Raw genomic sequence first — 25,539 nt, 5'->3', positions numbered from 1 at the left:
CCGGGGGTAGAGCACTGAATGGGTAATGGGGGCCCACAGCCTTACTGATCCTAATCAAACTCCGAATACCGGGAAGTACTATATGGCAGACACACAGCGGATGCTAACGTCCGTTGTGGAGAGGGAAACAACCCTGACCTACAGCTAAGGCCCCTAATTCATGGCTAAGTGGGAAAGCAGGTGAGACGACCAAAACAACCAGGAGGTTGGCTTAGAAGCAGCCATCCTTTAAAGATAGCGTAACAGCTCACTGGTCTAAATAAGTTGTCTTGCGGCGAAGATGTACCGGGGCTCAAGCCATGAGCCGAAGCTTAGGGTGTGCGTAAGCACGCGGTAGCAGAGCGTAGTGTGACATAGTTCCATTCCTCATTAGCATCTTCGGATGCCTTTGAGGATCGGAGCTTTCAGTGAAGCCGGCCTGTGAGGGATCCGGTGGAGAGATCACTAGCGAGAATGATGACATGAGTAGCGACAAAGGGGGTGAGAGACCCCCTCGCCGAAAATCCAAGGGTTCCTGCTTAAAGCTAATCTGAGCAGGGTAAGCCGGCCCCTAAGGCGAGGCCGAAAGGCGTAGCCGATGGGAACCAGGTTAATATTCCTGGGCCAGAAGGAAGTGACGGATCTCGAAGGTTGTTCATCCTTATTGGATTGAATGGGCAGCTTAGAGGTTCCTGGAAATAGCCCTTCATGAGACCGTACCCTAAACCGACACAGGTGGATAGGTAGAGTATACCAAGGCGCTTGAGAGAACGATGTTGAAGGAACTCGGCAAAATACCTCCGTAAGTTCGCGAGAAGGAGGCCCAGTTTCTACGCAAGTATTGACTGGGGGCACAAACCAGGGGGTGGCGACTGTTTACTAAAAACACAGGGCTCTGCGAAGTCGCAAGACGACGTATAGGGTCTGACGCCTGCCCGGTGCCGGAAGGTTAAAAGGAGGAGTGCAAGCTCCGAATTGAAGCCCCGGTAAACGGCGGCCGTAACTATAACGGTCCTAAGGTAGCGAAATTCCTTGTCGGGTAAGTTCCGACCTGCACGAATGGCGTAACGACTTCCCCGCTGTCTCCAACATCGACTCAGCGAAATTGAATTGCCTGTCAAGATGCAGGCTTCCCGCGGTTAGACGGAAAGACCCCGTGCACCTTTACTACAGCTTCGCACTGGCTTCAGACACAACATGTGCAGAATAGGTGGTGGGCTTTGAAACCGAGACGCTAGTTTCGGTGGAGCCTCCTTTGAGATACCACCCTTGTTCTGTTTGAAGTCTAACCGCGGTCCGTTATCCGGATCCGGGACCCTGCGTGGCGGGTAGTTTGACTGGGGCGGTCGCCTCCTAAAGCGTAACGGAGGCGCGCGAAGGTTGGCTCAGAGCGGTCGGAAATCGCTCGTTGAGTGCAATGGCAGAAGCCAGCCTGACTGCGAGACTGACAAGTCGAGCAGAGTCGAAAGACGGCCATAGTGATCCGGTGGTCCCGAGTGGAAGGGCCATCGCTCAACGGATAAAAGGTACGCCGGGGATAACAGGCTGATACTGCCCAAGAGTCCATATCGACGGCAGTGTTTGGCACCTCGATGTCGGCTCATCTCATCCTGGGGCTGGAGCAGGTCCCAAGGGTACGGCTGTTCGCCGTTTAAAGAGGTACGTGAGCTGGGTTTAGAACGTCGTGAGACAGTTCGGTCCCTATCTGCCGTGGGTGTAGGATACTTGAGAGGAGTTGCCCCTAGTACGAGAGGACCGGGGTGAACGAACCACTGGTGGACCAGTTGTCGTGCCAACGGCAGTGCTGGGTAGCTATGTTCGGACAGGATAACCGCTGAAGGCATCTAAGCGGGAAGCCCCCCTCAAAACAAGGTATCCCTGAGGACCGAGGTAGACTACCTCGTCGATAGGCCAGAGATGTAAGCGCAGCAATGCGTTCAGTTGACTGGTACTAATGGTCCGATAGGCTTGATTTGATCCAGTAGAAGACAGTTCTACTGATTAATCAAAAGCATACACACCATAGTGTACTGACTTGGAAATTGGATTTTTACTCGGTTTGGTGGTCATAGCACAAGTGAAACACCCGGCTCCATCCCGAACCCGGCCGTTAAGCACTGTCGCGCCAATGGTACTGCATCTTAAGGTGTGGGAGAGTAGGTCACCGCCAAACCTAGTAAAAATCCAAGTATCCTCTCATAACGATGACTAATCAAAAACGCCGCTTCCAGAAATGGAGGCGGCGTTTTGGCGTTTTACTATATCACCCGTTAGGTGCCTATGTTAATCAACGCTAAGGTTCTGAAAAATTATTTATTGGTTATATGATTAGTAAAGAAAACAAACAGATTGCCAATTTTCTTTCTGCTACTTTTGCAGGCGTGACATCTATTTTTCCATATTCAGATGAGGAGCTTACTACAAAAACGAGTATTCTTTCATCGAAAAATTCGCCTTGCGATGGGGTTACATCTTACGCGACGATTGGCTTATCTGATCTCGCTATTGCACAAACGGAAAGCGACGGTCCACTTGGCGTAGAGCTTCTTTCAGTTTGCAGTTCAAACGTTGAAGATTTTCCCAATATTTTGGCAACGGCAGCCTTCAACATCATCAAAGACGGTTGGGATTGTTTCCCCGGTGCCATTCACCTCGATGTTGTTAAGCTTTATGGAAGCTCTAACTCAATGTCCCACATTCTACTTACCGACCCGTATATATGGGAGAGGGAGCTGAGGACACTAGAGTTGAAGACAAAAACAGTGGCATGGCTTCTGGCCGTTCCTATTTCGGACACGGAGCGGCTTTTTCTTGAGGCGCATGGGGCCGATGCGCTTGAAACCATCTTTGAAAATGAACAGATCGACATATTTAATATCGATAGGGATTCGGTCGTTTGAATGACGGGGTAAGTAATGCCATTCGATAAAAGGCAGGCCGCAAGGAAATCTACCCTTACTCGCCGTGCGTTCTCCCATACCGCATTAACACCGTCTCCAAGCCCGGATTTGGTGTCGGGTGCCCGAGGCCGCCATTGGATCGATGATCAAGTGAAACGCCGACCCGATCTCCGTCTTCTTGATAGATCCCGGCTTCAAGTCCCGAACGAAATTCAAGCGGATACCCCAAAACAGGCCCCGTTTCGGACCGAATCCAGCGGCCAGGCATGAAACTAAGTTCTGCGTATCCGCGCCCATCGACTGTGGAGAATTCATTCACAGCGCCAGCGCCGATCCAGACATCGCCATGCGTATCCACTGAAATCCCGACCGCAGGCCGAAACGGACCAAAGCTGACCGGTGCATCCAGCCTGTAGTAGGCCTCCTGCCCGATGACATCGGCTTCAAACACCAGCTGACCCGCCGAAACAGTATGGCGAATCCCAGTCCAGGCCGCCTTCATACAGCCCCGGTCACAGTGATTGACCGTCATGTCGATCAATCCGGTAAGCAGGAATAAAACCGCCAATGTGCCGTCCATGAATGCATCCTTTCAGAACAAAGACTTAGGTGAAATCCACTTCGATGTCACCCTTTGGTAAAACAGCAAAGAAATATGACAGTTTTTTGCTGTAACCCCCTTGTGGTTCCCAACGTGCAGGCGTATATCAACCTCACTGTCGCGGGATGGAGCAGCCCGGTAGCTCGTCAGGCTCATAACCTGAAGGTCGCAGGTTCAAATCCTGCTCCCGCAACCACTACTGTCGAACAGGCCACCTTCGGGTGGCCTTGTTTGCTTTTGGGGGTTCCTAACTGCAAAAGCCCAGCCAGTTCACCAACAAGTTCAATAACTAAGGTGTCGCCTTCCGGTATTAGTCTGATTTCTGAAAGAAGGCTGCGGATGATCGATGTCGCTTCGGCTTTGGTCGAATTGTTGTCCAGCGCATTGGTCAGGTTGGCGACCTGCTCTTTGTAACGATCTGCCAAGCTGGGGTGTAAAAGAACTGGTGTGTCATTCGTCGACGACTGCAGTTCAGTCTCAATTTCCGTTTTGCGTTTTTCCAGAGCGGTCATTTTACCCTTCATGCTCGGATGAAACATGCCTACGGCAATGGAATCGATGATACGATCACTCTGTTTGGTGACTTTATCCGACGCCTGTTCAGCCTTGACGCGGTCCTGCTTGATGGTTCCCGCAAGTTGGTTAGTCTCTTCCTGATAGGCGCGAACAAATTCTGCGATCAGATCCGGGTGCAAAAGTTGATCTTTGAGACCGGACAAAACGCGAGTTTCCAAATCTTCTCGTCTGATGGTCAAAGGGTTGTCGCAGGTGCCTTTGTTTCGCGCGCTAGCGCAGCCATAATATTGTTTGCCGGCCTGAATAAATTCACCCCCACAGCAACCACGTTTGAGCATGTCGGAAAACAGATGCCGTGCCCGCTTTGTACGACCCAGCTTATTGATACCATCGCGGATGGCTGCACTGCGGGTCTTCAATGTCGCGCTTTAACAGCCTCCCAGAAGACCTGATCTATGATCCGCAAATCTGACACCTCTTCTACGATCCAGTCTTCTGGAGGGTTCAATCGCGCCTGCCGTTTGCCCGTATTCGGGTCTTTGATGAACCGTTGCCGGTTCCAGATTAGTCGGCCTATATAGAGTTCGTTGTTCAATATGCCGGTGCCACGCTTGATGTCTTTAACGATTTTCTCGCCTGGGTTCTTCGTTGTCTTTCTCATCGTCCGCTCCTCGGTGGTTGCGATGAACCTTAAGCTCTCTCATATAAAATACGGCTATTTGGATCCAAAGGCGCTGACGTCAGACACCCACTCCCCTGAAAACAGACAAACTGAATTGAGCATAATTGGAATGTGAAGTATCAGCATACACGAATACTCCACATGAACTGGATACTGGACAAATGGCTAAACTTTTTCTGCATATTGGGTTCGCCAAAACCGGCACAACGAGCATTCAAAATGATATGGTCAAGAATTTCGATGCTCTGCTGGAGCAGGGGATTCTTTATCCTTCCGATCCTAGAGCTCCGTTCATGCATAAGGTTCAGCATCTTCCGCTTGTCGCGGCGATTCCGAACCACACAGTACATAACCTTCCTCCGGAGAAGAAAGCCACGCTCGACAGAGCCTACAACTCTTTGCACTCGCATCTTTCCAAGTATTCATTCAATACTTTGGTTTTGTCTTCTGAGTTCTTTGGCAGCCCCCAGCTCGGTGTAAAAGAACTCCAATGGATCAAGGACCAGTTCAAGGACTTCGAAATCTGTGTGATCGCCTATATTCGACGTCAGGATCAACATTTCCTATCTGGGTATCAGGAAAACATTAAGAATGGTCGGCAAGAACCTTTGGATATGGGGGCATATGTTACCAGTCCAGTCTTGAAGTTTGGGGCACGATTGGAGCCGTGGCGGGAAGTGTTTGGTGATGAAAAGGTTATTGTTCGCCCATTTTCACCGAAAAATTGGCCCGATGGAGAGCTGTTTTTGGACTTCCTAGAGGTGATTGGAGGCAGTGCTGACGGACTCGCCCTCAGCAAGCCAAGGAATGAGGGGCTGGATTATCGTGTCGTGGATATTTTTCGACGCCTGAATGCAAAGAAACCTTCGCAAGGTATCTCTGCATTCAGGGCTTGGTGGAAGCCGAGCTATTTCCCTTCCACCCTAGCGAAGCAAAAAATGCAGCTATCTTACGAGACCGTTGAAGAGATGCGCGACTATTTTTTACCAGACAACGAAAGAGCCCTGCGATCAACAGACATTTCTGCTGGCGACTTCTTTCCTGCTGTAAATAAGGACCAACAAGAACTGATTGCACCAAGTTCGCCGGATCAAGACCTACTTCTTCACATAATTTCCAAGTTGGCGGACGAGAAACGAAACCGGAAGCCGCGTAAAATTGCAAAGAAGGTTTCTCAAAATGGATTGCTTTGGAAAATTCTTAAGCGTGGCAAATGACTGTTCGGGTGATAACCAAGTGGTGGTACATAGGCCTTAACATGCATGACATCGCCCTTGCTTTTCGGAAATTTTCAACGGGATAAATAAATTTTGACACCTGATTACGCCAATGCTAGCAGGGTTCGACATCTCATCCGAGACGCAATGCCTGTGAAATTCGGTGCCCTTTGACAACATAGCTGGTAGCAAATGACTGAATTAACGATAATATTTCCCACCTATAATGATCGCGATACGCTCAAGGAAATGTTGGATCAGCTCTCCGAACAAAGCTGCCCATTTGACATTGTGATCGTAGATGATTGCTCGACCGATGACACGATTTCAATGCTTGAAATGGTGAAAGCCAATTCAATTCTCTCTTTGGAGGTTATTCAGAATTCCAGCAATGTTGGACCAGGACCAAGTCGGAACACGGGCGTAGAACACTGCAAGACGAAATATTTTTCATTTTTAGATTCCGACGATTTCATAAAGCCGAACTATGTGTCTTGTTTGAAAAAGATTACTCAGAATGAGTTTGATGTTGCCTTGTTTAAATATGACATCGCAACTGATCGCCAGAATAGACACACGGCGCAGATGCATGCGACGGATAAACGTTGCCTCGCACGGTTTTCGACACAAGATAAGCATTTGTTGACCGAACCCGAAAACATCTGGGCGTTCCTCCCAATGACCGCGTTTCCATGGAACAAGGTGTATTCCAAATGCTTTTATGATGGGATTGGCGCCGCCTTCCCCGCTCGTAGATTGCAAGAAGACATTCTTCCCCATTGGCAGGTGTTGATGAATGCGCAAACGGTATTCTTCGACTACTCGATGCCATCCCTGCTCACACATTACGAGATTAGCGATGGAATCCGCGCAACCAATGCCAGATCATTCGAACGGCTCGAAGCGTACGAAGATCTCAAGGACATCCTCGTCTCCATTCAAGCACGTCCCAAAGAAGATCAGGCTCTACTTATTAATAAAATTTCAAGTTTTGTGGCAGGGTTAGACCGCTGGGTTATGAACAATATCCCAGCTTCCTCTGAAGTTCCCATACCACTTCTTCAGTTGCGTTTGGACCTCCTCACTGCACTCGGGATTGAACCATGATTAGTATAATTGTTACCACCTATAACGTAGGCCCATTCATAGCCGAGGCCTTGACCAGCGCGCTTGCACTCGAAGGTATCGATAAAGAGATTATCGTGGTGGATGACGCCTCGAGTGACGATACCGTTGCAATTGTTGAAGAGCTTTCGCAAGCCTATCCCGATGTGCCGTTTGTCATCCACCGGTTCGAAGAAAACACGCCCGGTGGCGTGGCAAACGCTGCAAATTACGGTCTCTCGGTTGCAAAGGGAGACTACGTTGCATTTCTGGATGGAGATGATCGTTTGTTTGCGCACCCATTTTACCGCGCTCTGGATCGGCTCAAAAACAGCCAAGCAGACTTTGTGATGGTCAACTCAAACGAGTATATTCACGGTCGAGCTACCTATACCAACTTTCCAGATTATGGTGCATGGGTGAACTTCAGTCCCCGAAAGTATCGCAAGAAACTTCTGTTCTACGCGATTATGAAATTGATTATTGGCAGTCTGAAAATTTTTAAGATGAGACGCTTTCTGCCTAACAAGGTTTCTGCACGTCTCAAGAGAATCAACGTGAAAACCTTCAGATTGCTGTCGCTTCGCAAAATGTTGTCACCAAGCCTATCTGCTGCGAAGGAACTTAGTAGCGTAGAGGCGAAAAAGGCCCTGCTCCAAATGGCCCCCTTTCCGTGGCGCAAAATCTATCGTCGCAGCTTCATCGAACGACACAACCTACGTCTTCCCGAAGGGGACTGGATGTTCGAAGACAATCCCTTCCACTGGGAAGTAGTTGTGGCATCTGACAGTTTTCTTGTTCATGATGAGATTACATATGCACACCGGATTTGGAGCGGACAGACCATTGCGAGCGCTAGCTCAGGGGCGCTCGCAATCTTTGATCATGCCATGACGATATATAATGATCTGGTCAGATATGGCGCTTGGGATGTCTATAAAAAAGATTTCGCTATTTGGCTCGCGGATCACGTTTTTTGGGCGTACAAAAACATTCAGATCAGTGACAAGAAAAGCGTGCTCATTCGCGCTGAAGAGGTGTGCAATAACACTGGTCTTGCTCTACCCGAGGTCATTAAACTGGTGTCCTTCAAAAACAATGTTTACCGCCAATTCCTTTCGGCATATTTCTCTGACGAGAAAAAGAAAACCGGCCTATGATTAGAAGATCCCCTCTGCGTTACACCCTTCACGTTGGATTGCCGAAATGTGCTTCTACGTCCATTCAAGCGTATTTCTCAGACAACTACAAAAAACATCTGCTTCAAGGCGTATTCTATCCTCACGAAGGTAGGTTGCGAGCCGGATATCGTAGCCACCTTCCGCTGTTCACGGATTTTGAGAAACTGGATGCGCGGTTAGACTCCATTCAGAGAAAAGCTCGCTGGCTCAGAGCGCACCGGGTCGTTCTCTCTACGGAGGCGATCATGGACCGAATTCCCTCTGGCGTCCACGCGCAATGCCTTTTGCATACTCTAGATCGTTTGGGACGCGAAAACGTCGATGTCATTGCAGTTTCCAGGGCGCCCAGCGGGCTCATTCGGTCTTCATATGATCAGTTTCTGATGGCGGGGCTATGGGAGATTGACCGGCAAAAGCTGTTCGATACCAGTGAGGCACGCATCGAAGATTTCCTGAATGCTTTCAAAGATCTCTGGGGATTTGAGCTGAAAGAAATAGACAAAATCTTCCCGCTTTTTGCCGAGCGCTATAACGTGTCTCGCATCGTTGAGATTCCGCTAGCGGCCGACGGAGATCACGTACTGTCGCGGATCGCCAAAGAGGTCGGTTTGAAAAGTGCTGATAAGCTTCCAGTCAAAAATGCAGGGCGTTCTACTAGAAAGATACTAATGTTTCGGGATTTCCAGAAGGAACATGGCGTTGCTACTTTTGAAAGAAACCTCAGAGTGTTGAAACAAGTGCGTTTTCCCAAGCGCGAATTAAGCACAGAAGAAGCCTATGAGCTCGGTCTCATGCTTCCAAAGGAGGTCAACACTTTGCTGGACAAAAACTATATGGCTGAAACTCGGATTCACGAATTTCCATAGATGTGGTATCAGACAAAATCCAACAAGTCTCAGCTGGCCCAGTATGACTGCCCTTCATCCAGCACAGAGACCGCGCCACTCGGCAAGAGTGGCGGAGTGGTTCAGCTTGAATTGGTTAAATACAGAGGCATGAACGGAGATAAATTTCTGCAAACTTGACATTTGTCGAAAGCGTGACATCGCTCGTTCTCATCGTCGGAGCGGGAGATGAAATTTCTCAACTCAGTTGTTCAGATAGCGACCGTTAGCTGCTTTTCAGGATTGCGAATCTCGCACATAGAAGCCGAATATGATCGAAGACGATAAGTCACAACCAACTCTGGTAGGCCGTACCGCTTCATTGCATTCTGCAAGAATTTAAAGGCTGCACGTTTGTTCCTTTGTTTGGTAACGTAGCTTTCTAGAACTTCAACTTCGTGGTCCACGGCCCTCCAGAGATAATACCGCTTCTCGTTAAATTTCACGAACACCTCATCCAGATGCCAGTGCCAGGTCGAATTCACGCGAAGTTTCGGGACTCACATTCGCCAAATCTCCGACACAAAGAGCGGTCTAAATCTATTCCACCAATACCGCTCTGTTTTGTGACTGATTTCGATCCTGCGCCCGTGTAACAAGCTTCGGTATTTTACATGTGAGAACGGGAAGCAGGTGTAGAGGATTGTCACAAGGTGGGTGATCTCAAGGCTGCGCTTGAAGGTGCGAAATTGGGCGCGTTTGGACGTGGCTGGACGCTGGTTTCGTGCCCTGCCCGTCTCGAGCTGCCCCCCTCTGACGGACCCCGCAGCCAGAATTCACCAGCTTTTCGTCATCTTTCTGTCGCATTTTCGAACGAATGTTTCCAATGTTTGGCTGCTATCGGGCTGTAGCTTTCATTTATCGTCAATCGCTAAGGGATCGATTTTGGACAACTCGGCGAACATAGAGGTTACCGACAACCTCAATTCTTTCGGGGACGAATTGTCACCCGGCACAGAACTGTGTGGCCAACAGTACGTTATCGATTCCTATTTGAATTCCGGTGGTTTCGGAATCACCTACCTCGCCCGTGACAGTCTCGGTCGAAAGATCGTCATCAAAGAGTGTTTCCCTGGGGCGATATGCTGCCGTACCGAGCAAACGGTACGTCTTCGCTCTAAAGCGAATGAGTCAGAATTCAGCAAAATCCTCGAGCTTTTTGAAAGAGAAGCCCGCGCCCTGTCGGAGCTGCAGCATCCATACATCGTGGGCGTTCACCAGATCTTTAATGACAACGACACCGCCTACATGGCGCTCGACTATATCGATGGGCACGACCTGCTCCAAGTGATTGAGAAAGAGCCGGAGCGGCTTTATCCCGATCAGATCAAGCAACTGCTGCTCAAGATACTCGACGCCGTCGCCTATATGCACGACCGCGACATCCTTCACCGTGACATCTCGCCAGACAATATCCTGCTCGAAGCTGACAATACGCCAGTCCTGATCGATTTCGGTGCGGCACGGGAAAGCGCGACGCGCGTGAGCCGGGTTCTCTCGAAGGTTCTGACCGTCAAGGACGGCTACTCTCCGCAAGAGTTCTATCTCGCGGAGAGCGAACAGGCGTTTTCCAGCGATTTATATGCACTGGCCGCGACGTTTTATCACCTCGTGTCAGGCAAAGCGCCCCCCAGCAGCCAGGTGCGTCTGGCTGCGGCGGCCAAGCAGCAGGAGGACCCTCTGGATCCGCTGAACGCCGAAACGATCAAAGGGTATGACCCCTATTTCCTTGAGGCCATCAACCGCTGTCTCAACATATTCCCAAACAAGAGGCTGCAGAATGCAAGGGAATGGCGCGATCTGATCGATACCGAACGGCGCAAGCGCCTGGCCCTCGAAGAAGCCCAAAATGACCGTGAAATGGAGATGCGCATCGCGCAGCTTGTACAGGATTCGCAGCAGCAGACGCCATTAGAGCCCCCCGCAGCCCAACCTGCTCCGCCACCGGATAATGCGGTATCGCAGCCGGAACTAGACCTAGCGGCGGATACGAATCTTGCTGACACTGAGCGTGATGAGGTTGACGCCTACATGGACGAGGCTGCGCCTGACCAGACAGAGTTGGACGCCGAGCTGGAAAACTATGACGACTTTCCGGTTGTGTCGACATGGAATGTCGTCCCACTGGATGATGAGCTGAATGACGAACCGGATTTCGAACCGGATTTCGAGGAGGCCAATAGTAAGGAGCGTTCAGGCAAGATGTTCGGCCAGTTCTTCGCTGGTTCGTATCTTATCCGCGCCTTCCGGGTCGCCCTTGGCATGAGAGTGAGAGAGGTGAACAGGTGAGACATTTTAAAGACATCATTGTACGCAAGCGGCCGCTTCCGTCGGCGGTGGAAACAGATGATTCGAGTGAAACGCAGCGCGTTTCCGAAACTTCCGATCTGGATGCCGTGCGCGCGAGACGCCAATTGCGAGAAGTGGCCCAAGGGAAAACGCTTGGAAAGCCCGCCGATCCACCATCTGAAGATGCAACCAATCCGTCCGACGCGGCCACAATTCCCAGCCCGTCAAAGCAGATCTGGGACATAAAAGAGGACGACCAGGAAGACGATTCAGTCCAGCGGTCACAAGGGTCGGCACGGCTCGTACCCGCCGATAAATTCGAAGGCGTAACACCGGTTCCGCCGGCCCGGACCGAACCGGATCAACCCGCCGTCGCTGATCCTGCACCCACCCGGGCGAACCGGGTAAAAACTCGGATCATCGGATTTCACTCCGGCGCAGAAAACGATGTGTTCGCAGCGAGACGGGCAGAGCCGTCCACGCAAGGGCAGTTTCCTGCCGGCTGGCTTGTGGTTGTCGACGGCCCGGGACGGGGCGCGTCGTTCATGATCTGTGCAGGGGTTTCGACCATCGGTCGCGGCGCGGATCAGACGGTCTGCCTTGATTTCGGCGACACCAGCGTGTCGCGGGAGAGCCACGCCTCGATCGCTTACGATGAGGAACAGAACCAGTTCTTTGTCGGCCATGGTGGTAAGTCGAACATCGTTCGTAAGAACGGGAATCCGGTGCTGGCAACTGAGGGTCTCGCCGACGCTGACCTGATCCGGATCGGCAAGACGACCCTTCGTTTCGTGGCCTTGTGTGGATCGGAATTTACCTGGGGGTCGATGGAAGACGGAGAGGGAACCGATGCCCCAGAAAGCTGAGATCGAAATCGAAGCGGCCTCGGCACTGTGCCTTGGCGCGCGCTCGCGTCAGGAGGACGCGCTTGCGACCTCGTTTGTTCAAGGGGCTGAGGTCGGGTTTGCAGTGCTTTCGGACGGCATGGGCGGACATGCCGCCGGAGATCTGGCAAGCCGGATTATCGTCGCCGAGATATTTGCCGAACTTACCTTAAGGATAGAGGGATCCGATTTTTCCGAAAACAGCATACCGGAGTTGCTGCGCAACACCGCACAGTCCGCCAACCAATGCATCCGCGTGCAAATCGACGCGGCACCTGAAACCGACGGTATGGGCGGCACGGTGATCGTGGTGGTGGCGGTTGCGAGCCATCTCTATTGGTTGTCGGTCGGGGATTCACCGCTTTATCTGTTCCGTGACGGTCGCCTCACACGCCTCAATGACGATCATTCGCTTGCGCCGCAGATCGACCTGATGGTCAGAGAGGGCCAGATTGACCCGGAAAAGGGTCGCAGCCATCCGCAGCGAAGCTGCCTCACCTCTGCCCTGATCGGCGAGACAATCCCTATCATCGATTGCCCGGATCAACCTTTTGCGCTGCAAGAAGGCGATCTGGTGCTGGCCGCCAGCGACGGGATCCAGTTCCTGCCCGATGACCGGATCGAAGAGGTGCTGACCGAAACCAACGGCAACCACAGTGCGTCAATCGCCAACGCGCTGATTGCTGGCGTTAAAACCTTGGATGACCCGGAACAGGATAACACCTCGGTGGTGGTGCTCAAGGCGCAAGACGCGGCAATTGAACAGCAAATGGCAACCCGTTTGTCACCGGCGGCCATGTTGCGGGCTTGGGCGAACGGGGTTGCACCGGCGCGGCACTTCCGGACAAAGGACGGATAAGATGGCAGCGCTTTCACCCCACCCCTGGAAGACCGTGGAAGAACTCGAAACCGTCCTCGCTTCGGCTGCTATTCCCTCGCGGATTGCCCAAAGCTGCGAGCGCCTCGTTGAAAGGTTGCGCCGCCCAATCCGCGTAGGATTGATCGGGTTCGAAACGCGGCGACGCGAACGCCTTTTGGCCGCTCTTCTGGGTGAGGGGATACTACCGGATCAGACGGTCTGGCCGACCATCGAGATTGCTTTTTCTGAACGGCCGTACACCAACGCAACCTTGGCCGACGCGAGCACGCTCGCCGCCGATGGAATGCCGCAGGCCGAACTCTTCGACCGAGAGGTGGTGTTCCTGCAGATCGGAGCTCCGATCGATGCACTGCGGCGCATGACGTTTCTTCACGTTGCAGCCAGTGAGAGTGCGGCAGAGCAGTCGGCAGCGCTGCGCTGGGCCTCGCGCCGGATTGATTTTGCCCTTTGGTGCACCCGCGACTTCTCTCCCGTCGAGGCCGAAATCTGGGGCAAAGCGGTGCCCGAGCTGAAAAACCATGCTTATCTGGTGGCCTTCGCATCGGAAACCGAGACCGATGGATTGCGCAACCGCATGCCTCCGGATTTCGGGCGGGTGATGTTCCTGCCGGACGGAAAGACCGTGCGCGGATCCGGTGACGCCGACATGCAGTCCGGGGCACAAAGACTGTTCGAACAACTTGCCACCGACATCGACGATGCACTTAAAGAAGATTTGGATTCCGTGTGGATGCTGCTGCATCGCCACGGCCAGGGGATCGACGCACCGAAACCGAACCCTGAACCTGAACTGATTCCGTCGCCCATCGCCGCCGCTCGCACGCCCCATGAGGACGTGGATCAACCAAGCATTCCAGGATCGGCCAAAATGGTCGAACTCCTGTCGGAGCCACTGATCTTTCTCAAGCGCTGGTCACGAGACTTATTCGAGACGCTTGAGTGGCAAGACGCAGATTCGCCCGACTGGGCAGATGAGGTTCTGGAAAGCTGTCGTATGATAACCGACGGGCTTCGAGACCGCGCTGAGGAATGGCCGGAAGACGAGGGGCAGGTTCTGGCGCTTCGGGGGCTCGTTGACGAAGCCTCTGATATGGCGACGCTGCTTCAAATTGAAGGCGGCCCGGACCAGGCGCTGGACGCAGCGGCGCTTCTGCTTCAACTCCGTTCGGTGTTCGAAGCAAACCTAGCCCAGCCCCAAACGCTGTTGAATTGAGGAGATTGAAGATGAACGCCGTAGGAAGATCCACCGGGCCGACCGAAAGTGCCCTGATCCGGTCGGCGTATTCAGAGATGCAATCCTTTGCGGAGAAGATGCAGAAGCTTGAAACCGCAGTGGACGGAATCGCCGAGTCGGGCGATGACACAGCTCACGCGGCCACGCGTAAGCTAAAGCGTAAAATCCGTGACTTCGAACCCTCTGTGACAATGATCGGCCAGGTCAAGGCCGGCAAGACCACGCTGGTGAACGCGTTGACGGGGAGGCCCGGTCTGCTTCCTGCCGACATCAATCCGTGGACCTCAGTGGTGACCTCCCTCCACCTCGATCCCTCGGCACGTACCGACGCGGGAAAGGCGAAGTTTCGCTTTTTCGACCAAGAGGAATGGGACCGGCTGCTGACCCGCGGCGGACGCATGGGCGAACTGGCCTCCCGCGCAGGCGCACACAAGGAACTCGAGAAGGTGCGCATCCAGCTCGAAGAGATGCGCGAAAAATCACGCCAAAGGCTTGGGCGGAAATTCGAATTATTGATAGGGCAAGAGCACGAATACGGCTACATCGACGAGGAACTGATACAACGCTACGTCTGCCTCGGCGACGATCAGGATGCGGATAACAGCACGGACCAGAAACAAGGTCAGTTCGCCGATATCACGAAATCAGCCGACCTCTATTTCGGGCAACCGGCTCTGCCACACCGGCTCTGCATTCGCGACACGCCGGGCGTGAACGACACTTTCATGATCCGTGAGCAAATCACCGTCAACGCCATTCGCGAAAGCCGCCTCTGCGTCGTGGTGCTTTCGGCTCACCAGGCCCTGTCGACGGTCGATATGGCGTTGATCCGCCTGATCTCCAACATCAGATCACGTGATGTTATCATTTTTGTTAACAGGATCGACGAGCTGAATGATCCGGTGCGCGAAACGGAAGAAATCCGCAAGAGCATCGTTAACACCCTCGAGACGCTCGACGGGCCGACCGACGCCAAGATCGTTTTCGGCAGTGCGCTCTGGGCGGCTCACGCGTTGAATCAGACCTACGAGAAGTTGGGAAAAGCGAGTTCGAAGGCGCTGATCGACTGGGCGCAACACGAGATGAAATCCGGCACGTTGCCGAAAGAAGTGCATGAGACGATCTGGCACCTCTCGGGCGTTCCGGCACTTTGCAAAGCGATCTCCTCTCGGGTCGAAACCGGCGAGGGCGCCGAGTTTATGGAGCGCACCGCCAGGTCGGCGCAGAATATCGCCAACGGCATCGCGGCGTCGCGAGAGGTTGTGTCCAAACGGTTGGGCGGTGAGACGATCACGCCCGTCGCTCCTGCGGATGTTGGCCGAGAATTTGATGCGATCGCAGCACGTAACCTCGATCGCCTCGATGCCGAACTGGGCAAGCTGATCTCGGGTCTCGACAACCGCCTGGCAGGAGCGCGCCGTTCCTTTCTTGGCCGCGCTACGGCCTCTCTACTCCTCCACCTCGAAAACAATGGCGACAACGAGATCTGGAACTACGATCCCGCGGGCCTGCGGCTTCTGCTGCGCTCGGCCTACCGGATTTTCACAGTGAAAGCGGTGAAGACAGGTGAGAAGATCTTCGAAGCAACCGCCGACGAAATCCGGACCCTTTATATCAGGGCGTACCAGCTTTCCGACGATGCTGCAGCGCTTGCGCCAGCAGTGATGCCACCCCCGCCTCCGCCGGTCATCCTCGGCAGCACAATCGCTCTCGATGTGAAAGGAAGCTGGTGGACAAAATGGTGGCGCCGCCGCAGGCAAACGTACCATAAATTTGCAGAAGAATACGCAGCGCTGATTGACGCCGAGATCGAACCGATCCTAGCTTCGCTCCGTGCCAGTCACGCAGACGTCTACTCCCATTCTGCACGGGATATCTTCACGGAGTTTCTTGATGCCGAGCGGTCGCACCTGCTCCATCTCGCGAACCAGACCGAGACCGAGATTGAGACGCTCCGGCAACGCACTGAAATGAACTTGCCCGAAACTGAGAACACACTGAACGACTCTTTGGTGTTCCTCTCCGAAATCAACCCGCGTAACGAATGGAGGGCTGCGCTATGATTGCCAATCTCAAGTCGAAAAAAGCCGCGTTGCCCAGAAAACCCCGAATTGCCCTGATGGGCGAGTTCAGCGCGGGCAAAAGCACGCTGGCGAATTTGTTGATGCATGAGGCGTTTTCGCAGGTGCAGGTGACGGCAACGCAAGTGCCCCCAGTCTGGTTTGCGCAAGGCGAGGGTCCCGCCGTCCGCATCGCGATGGACGGAACGGAAGAACCACTCGACGCCGAGCCGGATGAGGAGGTCACGATCAGCAACACCCGCGCAATCCGGAAATTCGTCCAGGCCGACATTCTCGAAGCCTGCGACATCATCGACATGCCCGGTAGTTCCGACCCGAACATCACTGAAGACATCTGGCAGAGTATGTTGCCACTGGCCGATGCGGTGATCTGGTGCACGCCTGCCACCCAGGCCTGGCGTCAATCCGAGGCGGCGATGTGGGAAGACGTGCCCGAGCGACTATTCCGGCGTAGCCTGATTCTGATAACCCGCATGGACAAAGTCTTGTCGAAGGAGGACCAGCAGCGCGTGGTAAGCCGTGTGCAGCGTGAGGCGGGATCAATGTTCCGAGCGGTTATTCCGGTTTCTCTTACCGTTGCCCAGGGCGCCGAAGACGATCCAGAAGCTTGGAACGAATCCGGCTTGAATACAGTTCTGGCCGAGCTTCAGGAGATCATTGAGGACTTCGAAAATGTGCTTACCTTCGATCCGCAGGACAACGCGTCCGAACTTCACGCGGCAGATTCGATGGAAGCGGACTATTTTGCCGAAAGCGGCGAGACCGAACCCCTAGTGCAAAATCGCGCCACTCCTGATGCGGACTCCCCTGCCTTCTCCAGAGCTGTTGTCTCCGGCTCAGAAAAGCCCCCCGAGCTCGAAGCGGTGGAAGACGCGCCGACCGACCGGGTGGTGCCGCGGCGGGTGGCCGTACGCACGGGTTCATCGGGGCGGAGTAGGCGCCCGCGACGTGCTGCGTCCGGTTCGTTGATCTAGCGGTCCTGATCGCGAACATTCGCGATTGTAGCAGGCGCCCATTAGGTGCAAGATCGTGCCTGACGACCAGAAGACTGGAGGCCGACTGCCGATGACCCCAACAGCGCTCAACGCTTTTCGCAACACGCTCGCTGATTGCGAACTCGCGGTATACGTCGATCTGGGATCGCGTACCGTGCTTAGTTCAGATGGAGCCCTGCATTACCCGCAGGAATACCTCGACGTACTCTGCACCTGTGCCGCGGACCTGTTTGACGCTGCCCCGAAAGGCGAAGAACCTGTCGAACACGTGTTGTTCCTTTCGCCAACGGGAAGTCGGGGCTTTTTCAGGAACCTTGCGGACCCCTGCGAAGCATTGTGCTGCATCTGCTCTGCCGAAGTCGGGTTTGAAAGACTGATCGAAAATGCCCGTGCGGCCCTTGTCGGCGAGAGCACCGCACAATGAGTGATCTTGACCGGTTAAAGGAAGTCCTGAGGCGATCGGCGCGGGACGGAACGACGACATCGGGCCGGATCCGATACGGGACTGGACCGGACGGCGTCGCCCGCATGCTTGAACAGGTGGATGCGGCGGTTCTTGCCCAGCGTCTCAGCTTCGAATTTGACGATGGATCGCGCTTTATCTGCGAAGCGCTGGGCCGACGGCTGGTCAGGTTGCTGGCACCGCCTCCGCGGGGTCTTACCGCCGAACAGGTGGCGCTCTTCGACCGAGATGATCTCGGGGGTGAAGAGGTGCGAATGCTATCCGACCTCTTCATCACACTCTGTGAAAGAGGTTCCAGAATTGCGGTCACATCTGACCCGCTCGGAGATGAGACCAACCCGTCGCATGTCGGCATCGAGCCAGCGGCCATCGCCAGGGCGGCAGGGTTGTCCGGCGAGGTATTGTTCGAAACGAAAGAGGGCTCGTCGCACGAAGCGTTGCTTGACGCGCTTCAGCCATCGCTGCGGGCCGCAATCCTGATCGAGGGCGAGGAGGCAACGCTGGTCTGCGGCGAGGGCGCCGAGGCCGGGTTTGTCACGGACTGGGCTGACAACTCGCTCGAAGACCTGCTATCGCCCAAGTTTCCCCTGCTTGGAACCCTCGAAACCAACGGGATTCTGGTTTTCGCCCTACCTAAAACGACCGGAAACCACCTGCTAATCGCAGGCCGGCATGGCAGTCTTGTGGTCGCGACGGTGAGGAACGGCGACGTGACAGCAACCCTAGATCGCTGGAGAGAGCTCAATCTCAGCTCCTCCCGTTAAAAAAGCGATCACCTGCTATCCGACTATTTCGAACTCGCCTCTCCGCCCGACGTAACCGTGCCTTTATCGGCCTTTAGCTGACTTTGGTTGCAGCTTCAGCGTGCTGTGGTGTGGTCAGTCATTTTGGATAGTCCATGATCCATTCCTTTGCAAAACCCGTTTGAGTCATTTGTCTGGGTAGAAGAGAAACGGGCCGGGATAATGTCCTCACGGCGACACAGCTCCGCAATGCTGTCTTCGCCACGGTGGCCGTCCAGAACGATCCGGATCTTCTCTTCCGATGAATGCTGCTTTCGGGTTGCGCGTTTGATGTCTTTTACGATCTTCTCGTCAGGGCTCTTTGTTGTCTTTCTCATCGTCCACTCCTCAGTGATTACGATGAGCCAGAAACACTCTCTTAGAAAATTGACCTAATTGGTCCCATAGGTGCTGACGTCAGACATTGAAACCAGCGCCCTGCGTGGTGCACTATCGCTTGAGCTCTTCCAAAACCTTCCCAACGAACTCAGCCAACCTTTCTACATGGTTCAGATCCGTTTGATGAGAAATGATTGAAAACCGCAGGACCGTCTGCCCTCGCCACTCTGCAGGGCGTACGAAAAACCGTTTGGACAGGTTAATCTGATCGGCAAGCCGGACGACCATGCTGTTTCGGTCGTCAAAAGTCTCGTCCAAGGTGACGACGACCTGATTTAGATGGACCTTGTTCAGTACCCTTATTCCGGGAAGATTCTCTAATTGTTCGGTCAGATAGCTGGCGGCAAGACAGTGGCGTTCAACAATCTCGCGAATGCCGCTGCGTCCGGCGGCTCTCAGCACGGCCCAAGCGGCAAACCCCCGCGCGCGACGCGACAGTTCGGGATTGAATTCCGTTGGGTTGCGGCCATCCCCCGGTGATTGGTTGAGATAGCTGGCCGAGATGTCCATCGCTCGTCGGTGAGCCTGCGAATCTTTCACGATTGCAAAGCCGGAATCATAGGGAACCTGCAGCCATTTATGGCCGTCGACCGACCAGCTGTCGGCCTGTTCCAGTCCATCCGTCAATCCGGACTTCTCCGGTAGAACCCGTGCCCAAAGGCCAAATGCACCATCGACATGAACCCAGGCATTATGCGCTTTGGCAAGTGTGGTTATGGCCGGGAAATCTTCAAATCCGCCAGAATTGATATGACCGGCCTGGGTGACGATGATTTTGGGACCAGCGGTTGCATCTATCGCCCGCGACAGGGCGTCCACCGACAACAAGCCTGCTTCGTCACAGGGCAGCTTGATGATGTTCGCCGACCCGAACCCCAGGAAGCGGAGTGCGGCAAAATTGGTGGCATGGGCGTCCTCGCTGATGAAGATATGTATTTTGGGTGCGCCCTGAAGACCTTGCTCTTCAAAGTCGTGGCCCGCGCGTGACAGAACTTCGGATCTCGCGGCGGCCAGGCCGACAAAGGCCGCCATGGTTGCGCCGGTGACAAAACCGACCGAACTTTCGCGCGGCAAATCGAGAAGATCCAAGAGCCAGCCTGATACGGCCTCTTCTGCGATTGCGGCGGCAGGGGCGGTCTGAAAAATCCCTGCGTTTTGCCCCCAGACAGATGTCAACCAATCTGCGGCTACCCCAACGGGATCGGACCCTCCCATCACCCATGCAAAGAAGTTGGGATCCGTGTTGCCCACCAATCCGGGTTCTGCCGCTGCGATAAGGTCGTCGATCACCTGCTCGGGCGACAGGCCCTGTTCGGGTAAATCAACGCAAAACGCCCTGCGCAATTCAGGCACAGTCGCTTGCGGATGCAAAGGGTGAGAGCGCTGGCGGAACTCTTGCCCATAGCTGGCGGCCCGGTTGAGGGCCGCCAGATAGGGAGGGATGTCGATACGGTCGTTCATCGCGGATGCAACCAAGTTGGAAGGAAACTGTAGGCGTCGCGCTGCATGTCAGCGTCAAAGGCAACACCGGCTTCCGTTAGCCGATCATGTATCGACCGGTCATTGAATGCATCGAAGGTTTCCGTGGCTCCTCCGATATGTTTCCCAGCGACAAAAATCTGCGGGATTGTCGGTGCACCGGTCAGGTTACGCAACACAACGCGAATATCGCCACCAAGGTTATTGTCCTGCAGTGCCACCGAATCCAGATCGACGGAATGGTAGGGGATGCCCGCCTCGGCGAACATTTTGCGGACCGACCAGCAGAACTCGCACCATTCCAGCGCGAACATGACAACCGGTTGTTCGGCAAGAACCTTCTCAACAAATGCGGTGGCATGTGGCTTGGCCTCTTCCTCTGGCGCGTCAATCGCTGTTCCGCCCGAGATGTCAAAGCGGTAGCGGGGGGTGGAACGGGAGATCTCCATTTCCTCGTCAGACATCGTCTCAGCGATATCCTCGAAGAGAGGGGTGGTCATGTAGCGCTCGCCGGTATCCGGGATCATTGCGAGGATACGACTGCCCTCCGGGGCGGTTTCGGCCAGTTTCAGGGCGGCGGCAAAAGTCGCCCCACCACTGATGCCACAGAAGATGCCCTCTTTCTGCGCGAGGTCACGCGACGCTTGCAGCGCATCGGAACCCGCGATCGGTTGGTAGGCATCAATCACATCCGCATCCAACGCATCCTGCGCCAGTTTCGGGATGAAGTCAGGCGACCAGCCCTGCATCAGATGTGGGCGAAACATCGGGTGGCTTACCGAGGGGCGGCCTTCGTCGTCACGTTCCTGTGCAATTCCGCTAGATAGGATTGGGACGTTGTCAGGTTCGGTGACAACGATTTTGGTGTTGGGACTTTCGGCGCGCAGCACTCGCGACACTCCTTTCAGAGTACCTCCGGTCCCGAAGCCGGACACCCAGTAATCGAGCCCAATCTCGATAAAGTCATTCAGGATTTCCTGTGCAGTGGTGCGAGAGTGCATATCGGCGTTGGCTTCATTCTCGAACTGCCGAGCTAGAAACCAGCCATGCTTTTCGGCCAGCTCTTCAGCCTTGGCGATCATGCCTGAGCCCTTTTCTGCGGCGGGGGTCAGAATGACCCGGGCGCCAAGAAAGCGCATCAGCTTGCGACGTTCGACGCTGAAGTTTTCAGCCATTGTCACGACCAATGGATAACCCTTGGCTGCACAGACCATGGCCAACCCAATACCAGTGTTGCCGGAGGTGGCCTCGATCACAGTTTGACCGGGCTTCAGGGTGCCGTTTGCCTCGGCCGTCTCGATGGCAGCCAAGGCAAAGCGATCCTTCACTGAGCCAAGTGGATTAAAAGCCTCTAGCTTGGCGTAGAGGGTCACATGTTTGGGGCCAATATTGTTGATCCGCACAATCGGTGTCTGGCCGACCGTGTCCAAGATGGAATTCCTTGGTCCTGACATGGCAACGGTGTCCTTTTGTCCTGCCGGGTCCAGTCGGACCACGGCATTCATCTGTGTATGTATTGGCGAGTATGACATATCAGCTCCCTTTCGTCGAAATTCACGCAATCAGGCCAGCAGCGGTGCAACGCAGTGAACGAACACAGCTGCAACCCCGACAGAGCTGGCAACAGCCAGTTTCTTGCGGCGCGAGGTTTTGGTTTTCCGGGGCCATTTGGAATAGGGGCCAACGATATTTTCGCGTGGAAGCTTTGATTTCATGCGGTCAGGGATATCGGTGACGTAAGTCATGGTTTCAGTCCTTTGAGTTTGGATAGCTTGTGTTCCATTTGTCGCTCACCGACCGCAGGTGAGCGTGAAATCACCGTGAAACCGCTCGTGAATTCCAACTCTGTCAGCGTATTCTTCCGTCATTTATGGCGGTATTGGCGGATTCTTTGCGGATTTAGAGAATGTCGGTTTATGCTGAAAAAGCTAATAGAGGCATTTCCCATGATTTCCATAAGCCTGTTTGGAAAACTCACGGTCACGGATTCTACCGGTGCGACGATACCGTTGACCGGGGCCAAAACGCTCGGGTTGCTTGCCTATCTCGCCTTGAATACTGAAATGCCCCCAACGCGCGACCGACTGACCGCGTTGTTTTGGGGGGATAGGTTTACCGATCAGGCGCGGCAAAGCCTGCGGCAAGCCATAGCAAAGCTGAAAAGGACGCTGCTCCACCCGGATGGTGTCACAATCATGGTTGACGGTGATCGCGTTGGCCTGAACCCCGAGCTTGTTTCGATTGATGTCGACAGGTTCTCGCAACTCGTAGCGCAGGACACCCCACAGGCTGACCTTGAGGCCATCGCGTTGATGAAAGGTCCGCTGTTGGATGGGTTGTTTGGCCAGCAAGCCGAGTTCGAGGACTGGATCGTGTCAGAGCGGCAGCGGTATTCGATCCTGGCCCAAACGGTGTTGGAGCGGGCCGCAAAAAACGCCCAGAAACAGGGGCAGAACGCCGAAGCGCAGGAATTCGCGCGCCGCATGGTGGCCATTGATCCATTGCGTGACGCGTCACAGGCCGTGTTGATCCGCATCCTCGCCCAGCGGGGGGAACGCGCGGCAGCCGTTCAGCAGTTCAACACCTATCAGGAGACCCTGCAAAAAGAACTTGGTGTCGGCCCGGGCGGAGAGCTTTTGAAACTGATGGAGGAGATCCGCTCCGAAGGTTTTTTTGCTCAGGAAGCTGAGGTTAAAGTACCTGCAGATTTACCCTCTACATCTGACGACGCGGCTACGGGGCGGACCAGCATTACCGTCGTTCCATTTGCAACATTGGAATCCGAAAGCCCTCAACCCATGTTCGTCGAAGGCTTGACCGAAGATGTCACCACCAACCTGTCCCGCTTCAGCTGGCTCGACGTAAAAGCAAGCCTTGAGCATGATGGACCCCGCCTGACCAGCGGAGAGATGAGCCAATTGGGGAAAGAGCTTGGGCTCGATTATGTTGTCCATGGCTCGCTGCGCGCCATCGGAAATCGTATTCGCCTGACTGCTCAATTGGCAGAGCCAACAACCGCTCGCTATGTCTGGGTGGCGCGATATGACCGGCAGGCGGATGATATGTTCAAGCTGCTCGATGACTTGTCCGAGACTATCGCCGCCTCGGTCGAGGCGGAATTGGAACGGCGCGCCGGCCGTTCGTCACGTGAGGTTGCGTTTGAGGATATGGGTGCCTGGGATTGCTATCATCGTGGTTTGGCAATCCAGTATGAATTCAACGGCAACACCAATCTGGAAGCGCAGAAATACTTTCGGCGGGCCATCGAACTGGATCCGAATTTTGGGCTGGCCTATGCGCGCCTGTCTTATGCGCTCGTCATTTCGGCCATCTACTTTGAAGCCGAGAACCTACCGGATCTGCTAGATGAGGCTCTGGAACTGGCGCGCGTTGCTGCAAGGTTGGAGCCGGACGAGGCCGTTGCCAGATTTGCGCTGGGCCGGGTCTATCTGGCACGCGGGGAATATGACCGGTCGATTGCCGATCTGAAGGCTGCGATCGCGCTAAATCCCGGGATGGCGCAGGCCCATTGCGGGCTAGGGGATTCCATGGCCTATTCAGGTCAGCTTGACGACGCGATGGATTGCTTCAACGAAGCCGTCCGCATCAGCCCCGCCGACCCCTATCGCTGGGCATTCCTTGGTTATGGTGCCACGGCCTTGCTGTTCCAGGGGGCTTATGAAAAGGCGGTGGAATGGGCGACAGAAGCAGAAACCGTGCCCAATTCCCATTATTGGCCTATCGCAATCCGCGCATCGGCGCTCGCGCATCTGGGCCGAATGGGTGAGGCGAAACGAGCGGTTGCCGATTTGCAATCCGCTCGTCCGGGGATCACCAGTGATTTTGTGCGTGAACGGCTGTTCTATCTGCGTGATGCAGACCAGATCGAAATCTATGTTTCGGGTCTGCAAAAGGCGGGGTTGCCTTAGGCGGCAAACCGTTTGATGAAGCCCAAATCCATCAACTCGGTAGGCCGGGGTAAGGCCTTCAATGAACGACTTGATGCAGAAAAAGCGAAGAGCGTATCGCTTCTCCAGAAGCTGTTGAACGGGTTTCGAATACTTCGTGGTAATTCAGGGGTTGCCGGGGGAGACGCACCATCCGCTGCCAGAGCTTTATGAACAACATGCTCTCCATGGTTCAGAGCCATCAAAGGTCGTCCCGCAGCCGCAACTGCGCACAGAAAGCCGCATAACCTGCTCTCGTAACTGTGATTCAAATCGATCAGCGCCCCACTAACGATCCACAGATCGCAATCGGTGTCGCACTCAGGAAAATCGCCAAGAAAACAGTTGAATACCCTGATCCCGTTGATGTCATGTCCGGCGTCCTGAAGCCACAGACGCAATTGGGCGTCCACCCGTGCAGGTTCTGCCACAACTTCGGGATAGTGTTCGCAGGCAAGAAGAATACCAAGTTTTGCCATTTTACCCTCCATATGTGTTGGGGCGGTCAGAGTGTCTCTCTGACCGCAGTCAGATTACGCCAACATCTTTGCTCCGGTCTCCAGATAGTCCATCATATCGGGTGCGGTTCCGATCATGGCCCCCTCGATCAGATCGTCTTGGGTGATGTTCATCACGCCAGCACAAACCTTACAGACGTAAATTCGACCATCTTTTTCGACGAATTCATCGATCAGGTCTTTGATGGGGCTATAGCCTGATGCGGTCAGCCCCTCTGCCCCTCCCCGCACCACCAAATTCAGCGCATCGCAGGTCAGAAACATCCGAGCCTCTCCCCGGTTTGCGGCGGCACAGGCAAGTATGAAGGGGACGGTGGCACGCTCCAGATCATTGTCACCCCAGCAGTTGTTCACGAGATACGACATCTAAAAACTCCTTCACTTTATGTCGAGTTGAGTGATGCGAGGTTTGCATTTGGGGTGTTGGAGGGGCGTGAGCTGGCCGAGTAAGACTGCGGGAAATCGCCGTGAATTAGGGAGCCGCGAAGTGAATTCAACGATAATCCCGAATATTATTTCCAGGC

At 54.3% G+C, this 25,539-nt stretch carries 22 protein-coding genes, 1 tRNA gene, 2 rRNA genes and 2 pseudogenes (1 of these 27 running past the window's edge); 17 read left to right on the top strand and 10 right to left on the bottom strand.

Annotated elements, in window-relative coordinates; genetic code table 11:
• The 3 genes from O2N63_RS02065 to O2N63_RS02055 form a co-directional block, all read left to right on the top strand.
• Positions 1–1,955, top strand: a 23S ribosomal RNA gene (locus O2N63_RS02065) (it extends 874 nt beyond the left edge of the window).
• A gap of 82 nt (positions 1,956–2,037) precedes the next feature.
• Positions 2,038–2,152 (top strand): 5S ribosomal RNA (gene rrf / locus O2N63_RS02060).
• A 151-nt stretch (positions 2,153–2,303) separates the two neighbouring features.
• On the top strand, positions 2,304–2,879 hold the full coding sequence (locus tag O2N63_RS02055) for a suppressor of fused domain protein (protein ID WP_271052444.1): 576 nt from the start codon (positions 2,304–2,306) through the stop codon (positions 2,877–2,879).
• Positions 2,880–2,934: 55 nt separating this feature from the next.
• Here O2N63_RS02055 and O2N63_RS02050 read toward each other — a convergent pair whose 3' ends face one another.
• Entirely contained in the window at positions 2,935–3,459 is a 525-nt protein-coding gene (locus O2N63_RS02050) for an acyloxyacyl hydrolase (protein ID WP_271052443.1), read from the bottom strand.
• Between the two features lie 140 nt (positions 3,460–3,599).
• Here O2N63_RS02050 and O2N63_RS02045 point away from each other — a divergent pair.
• Positions 3,600–3,676, top strand: a tRNA-Met gene (locus O2N63_RS02045).
• Here the strand turns inward: O2N63_RS02045 and O2N63_RS02040 are convergent.
• A complete protein-coding gene (locus tag O2N63_RS02040) occupies positions 3,633–4,334 on the bottom strand; it encodes a recombinase zinc beta ribbon domain-containing protein (RefSeq protein WP_271052800.1) in 702 nt (233 codons plus the stop codon). The genes O2N63_RS02045 and O2N63_RS02040 overlap by 44 nt on opposite strands.
• Positions 4,335–4,411: 77 nt before the next feature.
• Positions 4,412–4,657: a recombinase family protein gene (locus O2N63_RS02035; protein ID WP_271052441.1), complete on the bottom strand. Its 246-nt coding sequence runs from the start codon at positions 4,655–4,657 to the stop codon at positions 4,412–4,414.
• Positions 4,658–4,839: 182 nt separating this feature from the next.
• Between O2N63_RS02035 and O2N63_RS02030 the strand changes: the two genes are divergently transcribed.
• The 4 genes from O2N63_RS02030 to O2N63_RS02015 all read left to right on the top strand — a co-directional run bounded on the left by O2N63_RS02030 (position 4,840) and on the right by O2N63_RS02015 (position 9,046).
• The gene (locus O2N63_RS02030) at positions 4,840–5,895 is read left to right on the top strand and encodes a hypothetical protein (protein WP_271052440.1); all 1,056 of its coding nucleotides are present in this window, start codon (positions 4,840–4,842) and stop codon (positions 5,893–5,895) included.
• Positions 5,896–6,087: 192 nt separating this feature from the next.
• Positions 6,088–7,002: a glycosyltransferase family 2 protein gene (locus tag O2N63_RS02025; protein ID WP_271052439.1), complete on the top strand. Its 915-nt coding sequence runs from the start codon at positions 6,088–6,090 to the stop codon at positions 7,000–7,002.
• On the top strand, positions 6,999–8,159 hold the full coding sequence (locus O2N63_RS02020; protein WP_271052438.1) for a glycosyltransferase family 2 protein: 1,161 nt from the start codon (positions 6,999–7,001) through the stop codon (positions 8,157–8,159). Before O2N63_RS02025 ends, O2N63_RS02020 begins: the two co-directional genes overlap by 4 nt.
• Positions 8,160–8,425: 266 nt before the next feature.
• On the top strand, positions 8,426–9,046 hold the full coding sequence (locus O2N63_RS02015) for a hypothetical protein (protein WP_271052436.1): 621 nt from the start codon (positions 8,426–8,428) through the stop codon (positions 9,044–9,046).
• Between the two features lie 54 nt (positions 9,047–9,100).
• On the opposite strand, the pseudogene O2N63_RS02010 reads toward O2N63_RS02015, so the two are convergent.
• Positions 9,101–9,726 (bottom strand): annotated as a pseudogene (locus O2N63_RS02010) (IS6 family transposase).
• Between the two features lie 223 nt (positions 9,727–9,949).
• Here O2N63_RS02010 and O2N63_RS02005 point away from each other — a divergent pair.
• The 8 genes from O2N63_RS02005 to O2N63_RS01970 are packed head-to-tail and all read left to right on the top strand — an operon-like array spanning position 9,950 to position 18,654.
• Complete coding sequence (locus O2N63_RS02005) at positions 9,950–11,353, top strand: serine/threonine-protein kinase (protein ID WP_271052435.1); 1,404 nt, start codon at positions 9,950–9,952, stop codon at positions 11,351–11,353.
• Positions 11,350–12,219, top strand: a complete 870-nt coding sequence (locus O2N63_RS02000; RefSeq protein WP_271052434.1) for an FHA domain-containing protein — start codon at positions 11,350–11,352, stop codon at positions 12,217–12,219. Before O2N63_RS02005 ends, O2N63_RS02000 begins: the two co-directional genes overlap by 4 nt.
• Complete coding sequence (locus O2N63_RS01995) at positions 12,203–13,096, top strand: PP2C family protein-serine/threonine phosphatase (protein ID WP_271052432.1); 894 nt, start codon at positions 12,203–12,205, stop codon at positions 13,094–13,096. Before O2N63_RS02000 ends, O2N63_RS01995 begins: the two co-directional genes overlap by 17 nt.
• 1 nt (position 13,097) lies before the next feature.
• Positions 13,098–14,330: a hypothetical protein gene (locus O2N63_RS01990; RefSeq protein WP_271052431.1), complete on the top strand. Its 1,233-nt coding sequence runs from the start codon at positions 13,098–13,100 to the stop codon at positions 14,328–14,330.
• A gap of 11 nt (positions 14,331–14,341) precedes the next feature.
• Entirely contained in the window at positions 14,342–16,414 is a 2,073-nt protein-coding gene (locus O2N63_RS01985; RefSeq protein ID WP_271052429.1) for a dynamin family protein, read from the top strand.
• Complete coding sequence (locus O2N63_RS01980) at positions 16,411–17,406, top strand: dynamin family protein (RefSeq protein WP_271052427.1); 996 nt, start codon at positions 16,411–16,413, stop codon at positions 17,404–17,406. Before O2N63_RS01985 ends, O2N63_RS01980 begins: the two co-directional genes overlap by 4 nt.
• A 55-nt stretch (positions 17,407–17,461) precedes the next feature.
• Complete coding sequence (locus O2N63_RS01975) at positions 17,462–17,851, top strand: hypothetical protein (RefSeq protein WP_271052425.1); 390 nt, start codon at positions 17,462–17,464, stop codon at positions 17,849–17,851.
• Positions 17,848–18,654 (top strand): hypothetical protein, encoded by an 807-nt coding sequence (locus tag O2N63_RS01970; RefSeq protein WP_271052423.1) that lies wholly within the window; start codon positions 17,848–17,850, stop codon positions 18,652–18,654. Before O2N63_RS01975 ends, O2N63_RS01970 begins: the two co-directional genes overlap by 4 nt.
• Positions 18,655–18,839: 185 nt before the next feature.
• Here the strand turns inward: O2N63_RS01970 and O2N63_RS01965 are convergent.
• The 4 genes and pseudogenes from O2N63_RS01965 to O2N63_RS01945 form a co-directional block, all read right to left on the bottom strand.
• Positions 18,840–19,010, bottom strand: a pseudogene (locus O2N63_RS01965) (IS3 family transposase); the annotation flags it as partial.
• Between the two features lie 112 nt (positions 19,011–19,122).
• Positions 19,123–20,532, bottom strand: a complete 1,410-nt coding sequence (locus O2N63_RS01960; protein ID WP_271052422.1) for a pyridoxal phosphate-dependent decarboxylase family protein — start codon at positions 20,530–20,532, stop codon at positions 19,123–19,125.
• Positions 20,529–22,082 (bottom strand): cysteine synthase, encoded by a 1,554-nt coding sequence (locus tag O2N63_RS01950; protein WP_333780717.1) that lies wholly within the window; start codon positions 22,080–22,082, stop codon positions 20,529–20,531. Before O2N63_RS01950 ends, O2N63_RS01960 begins: the two co-directional genes overlap by 4 nt.
• 30 nt (positions 22,083–22,112) lie before the next feature.
• On the bottom strand, positions 22,113–22,295 hold the full coding sequence (locus O2N63_RS01945; RefSeq protein WP_271052421.1) for a hypothetical protein: 183 nt from the start codon (positions 22,293–22,295) through the stop codon (positions 22,113–22,115).
• Positions 22,296–22,496: 201 nt separating this feature from the next.
• On the opposite strand from O2N63_RS01945, the gene O2N63_RS01940 reads away from it, so the two are divergent.
• On the top strand, positions 22,497–24,479 hold the full coding sequence (locus O2N63_RS01940; protein ID WP_271052420.1) for a BTAD domain-containing putative transcriptional regulator: 1,983 nt from the start codon (positions 22,497–22,499) through the stop codon (positions 24,477–24,479).
• Here O2N63_RS01940 and O2N63_RS01935 read toward each other — a convergent pair.
• Positions 24,476–24,976 carry a hypothetical protein gene (locus tag O2N63_RS01935; protein ID WP_271052418.1) on the bottom strand — a complete coding sequence of 167 codons (501 nt, stop codon included), beginning with the start codon at positions 24,974–24,976 and terminating at the stop codon, positions 24,476–24,478. The genes O2N63_RS01940 and O2N63_RS01935 overlap by 4 nt on opposite strands.
• Before the next feature lie 54 nt (positions 24,977–25,030).
• Positions 25,031–25,381 carry a DsrE family protein gene (locus tag O2N63_RS01930; RefSeq protein WP_271052416.1) on the bottom strand — a complete coding sequence of 117 codons (351 nt, stop codon included), beginning with the start codon at positions 25,379–25,381 and terminating at the stop codon, positions 25,031–25,033.
• Positions 25,382–25,539 lie beyond the last annotated feature (158 nt).

This window comes from Aliiroseovarius salicola (assembly GCF_027891095.1).
Lineage (GTDB): Bacteria > Pseudomonadota > Alphaproteobacteria > Rhodobacterales > Rhodobacteraceae > Aliiroseovarius > Aliiroseovarius salicola.
The sequence above is the reverse complement of the archived record's forward strand: the minus strand, read 5'-3'. Positions and strand labels throughout refer to the sequence as shown.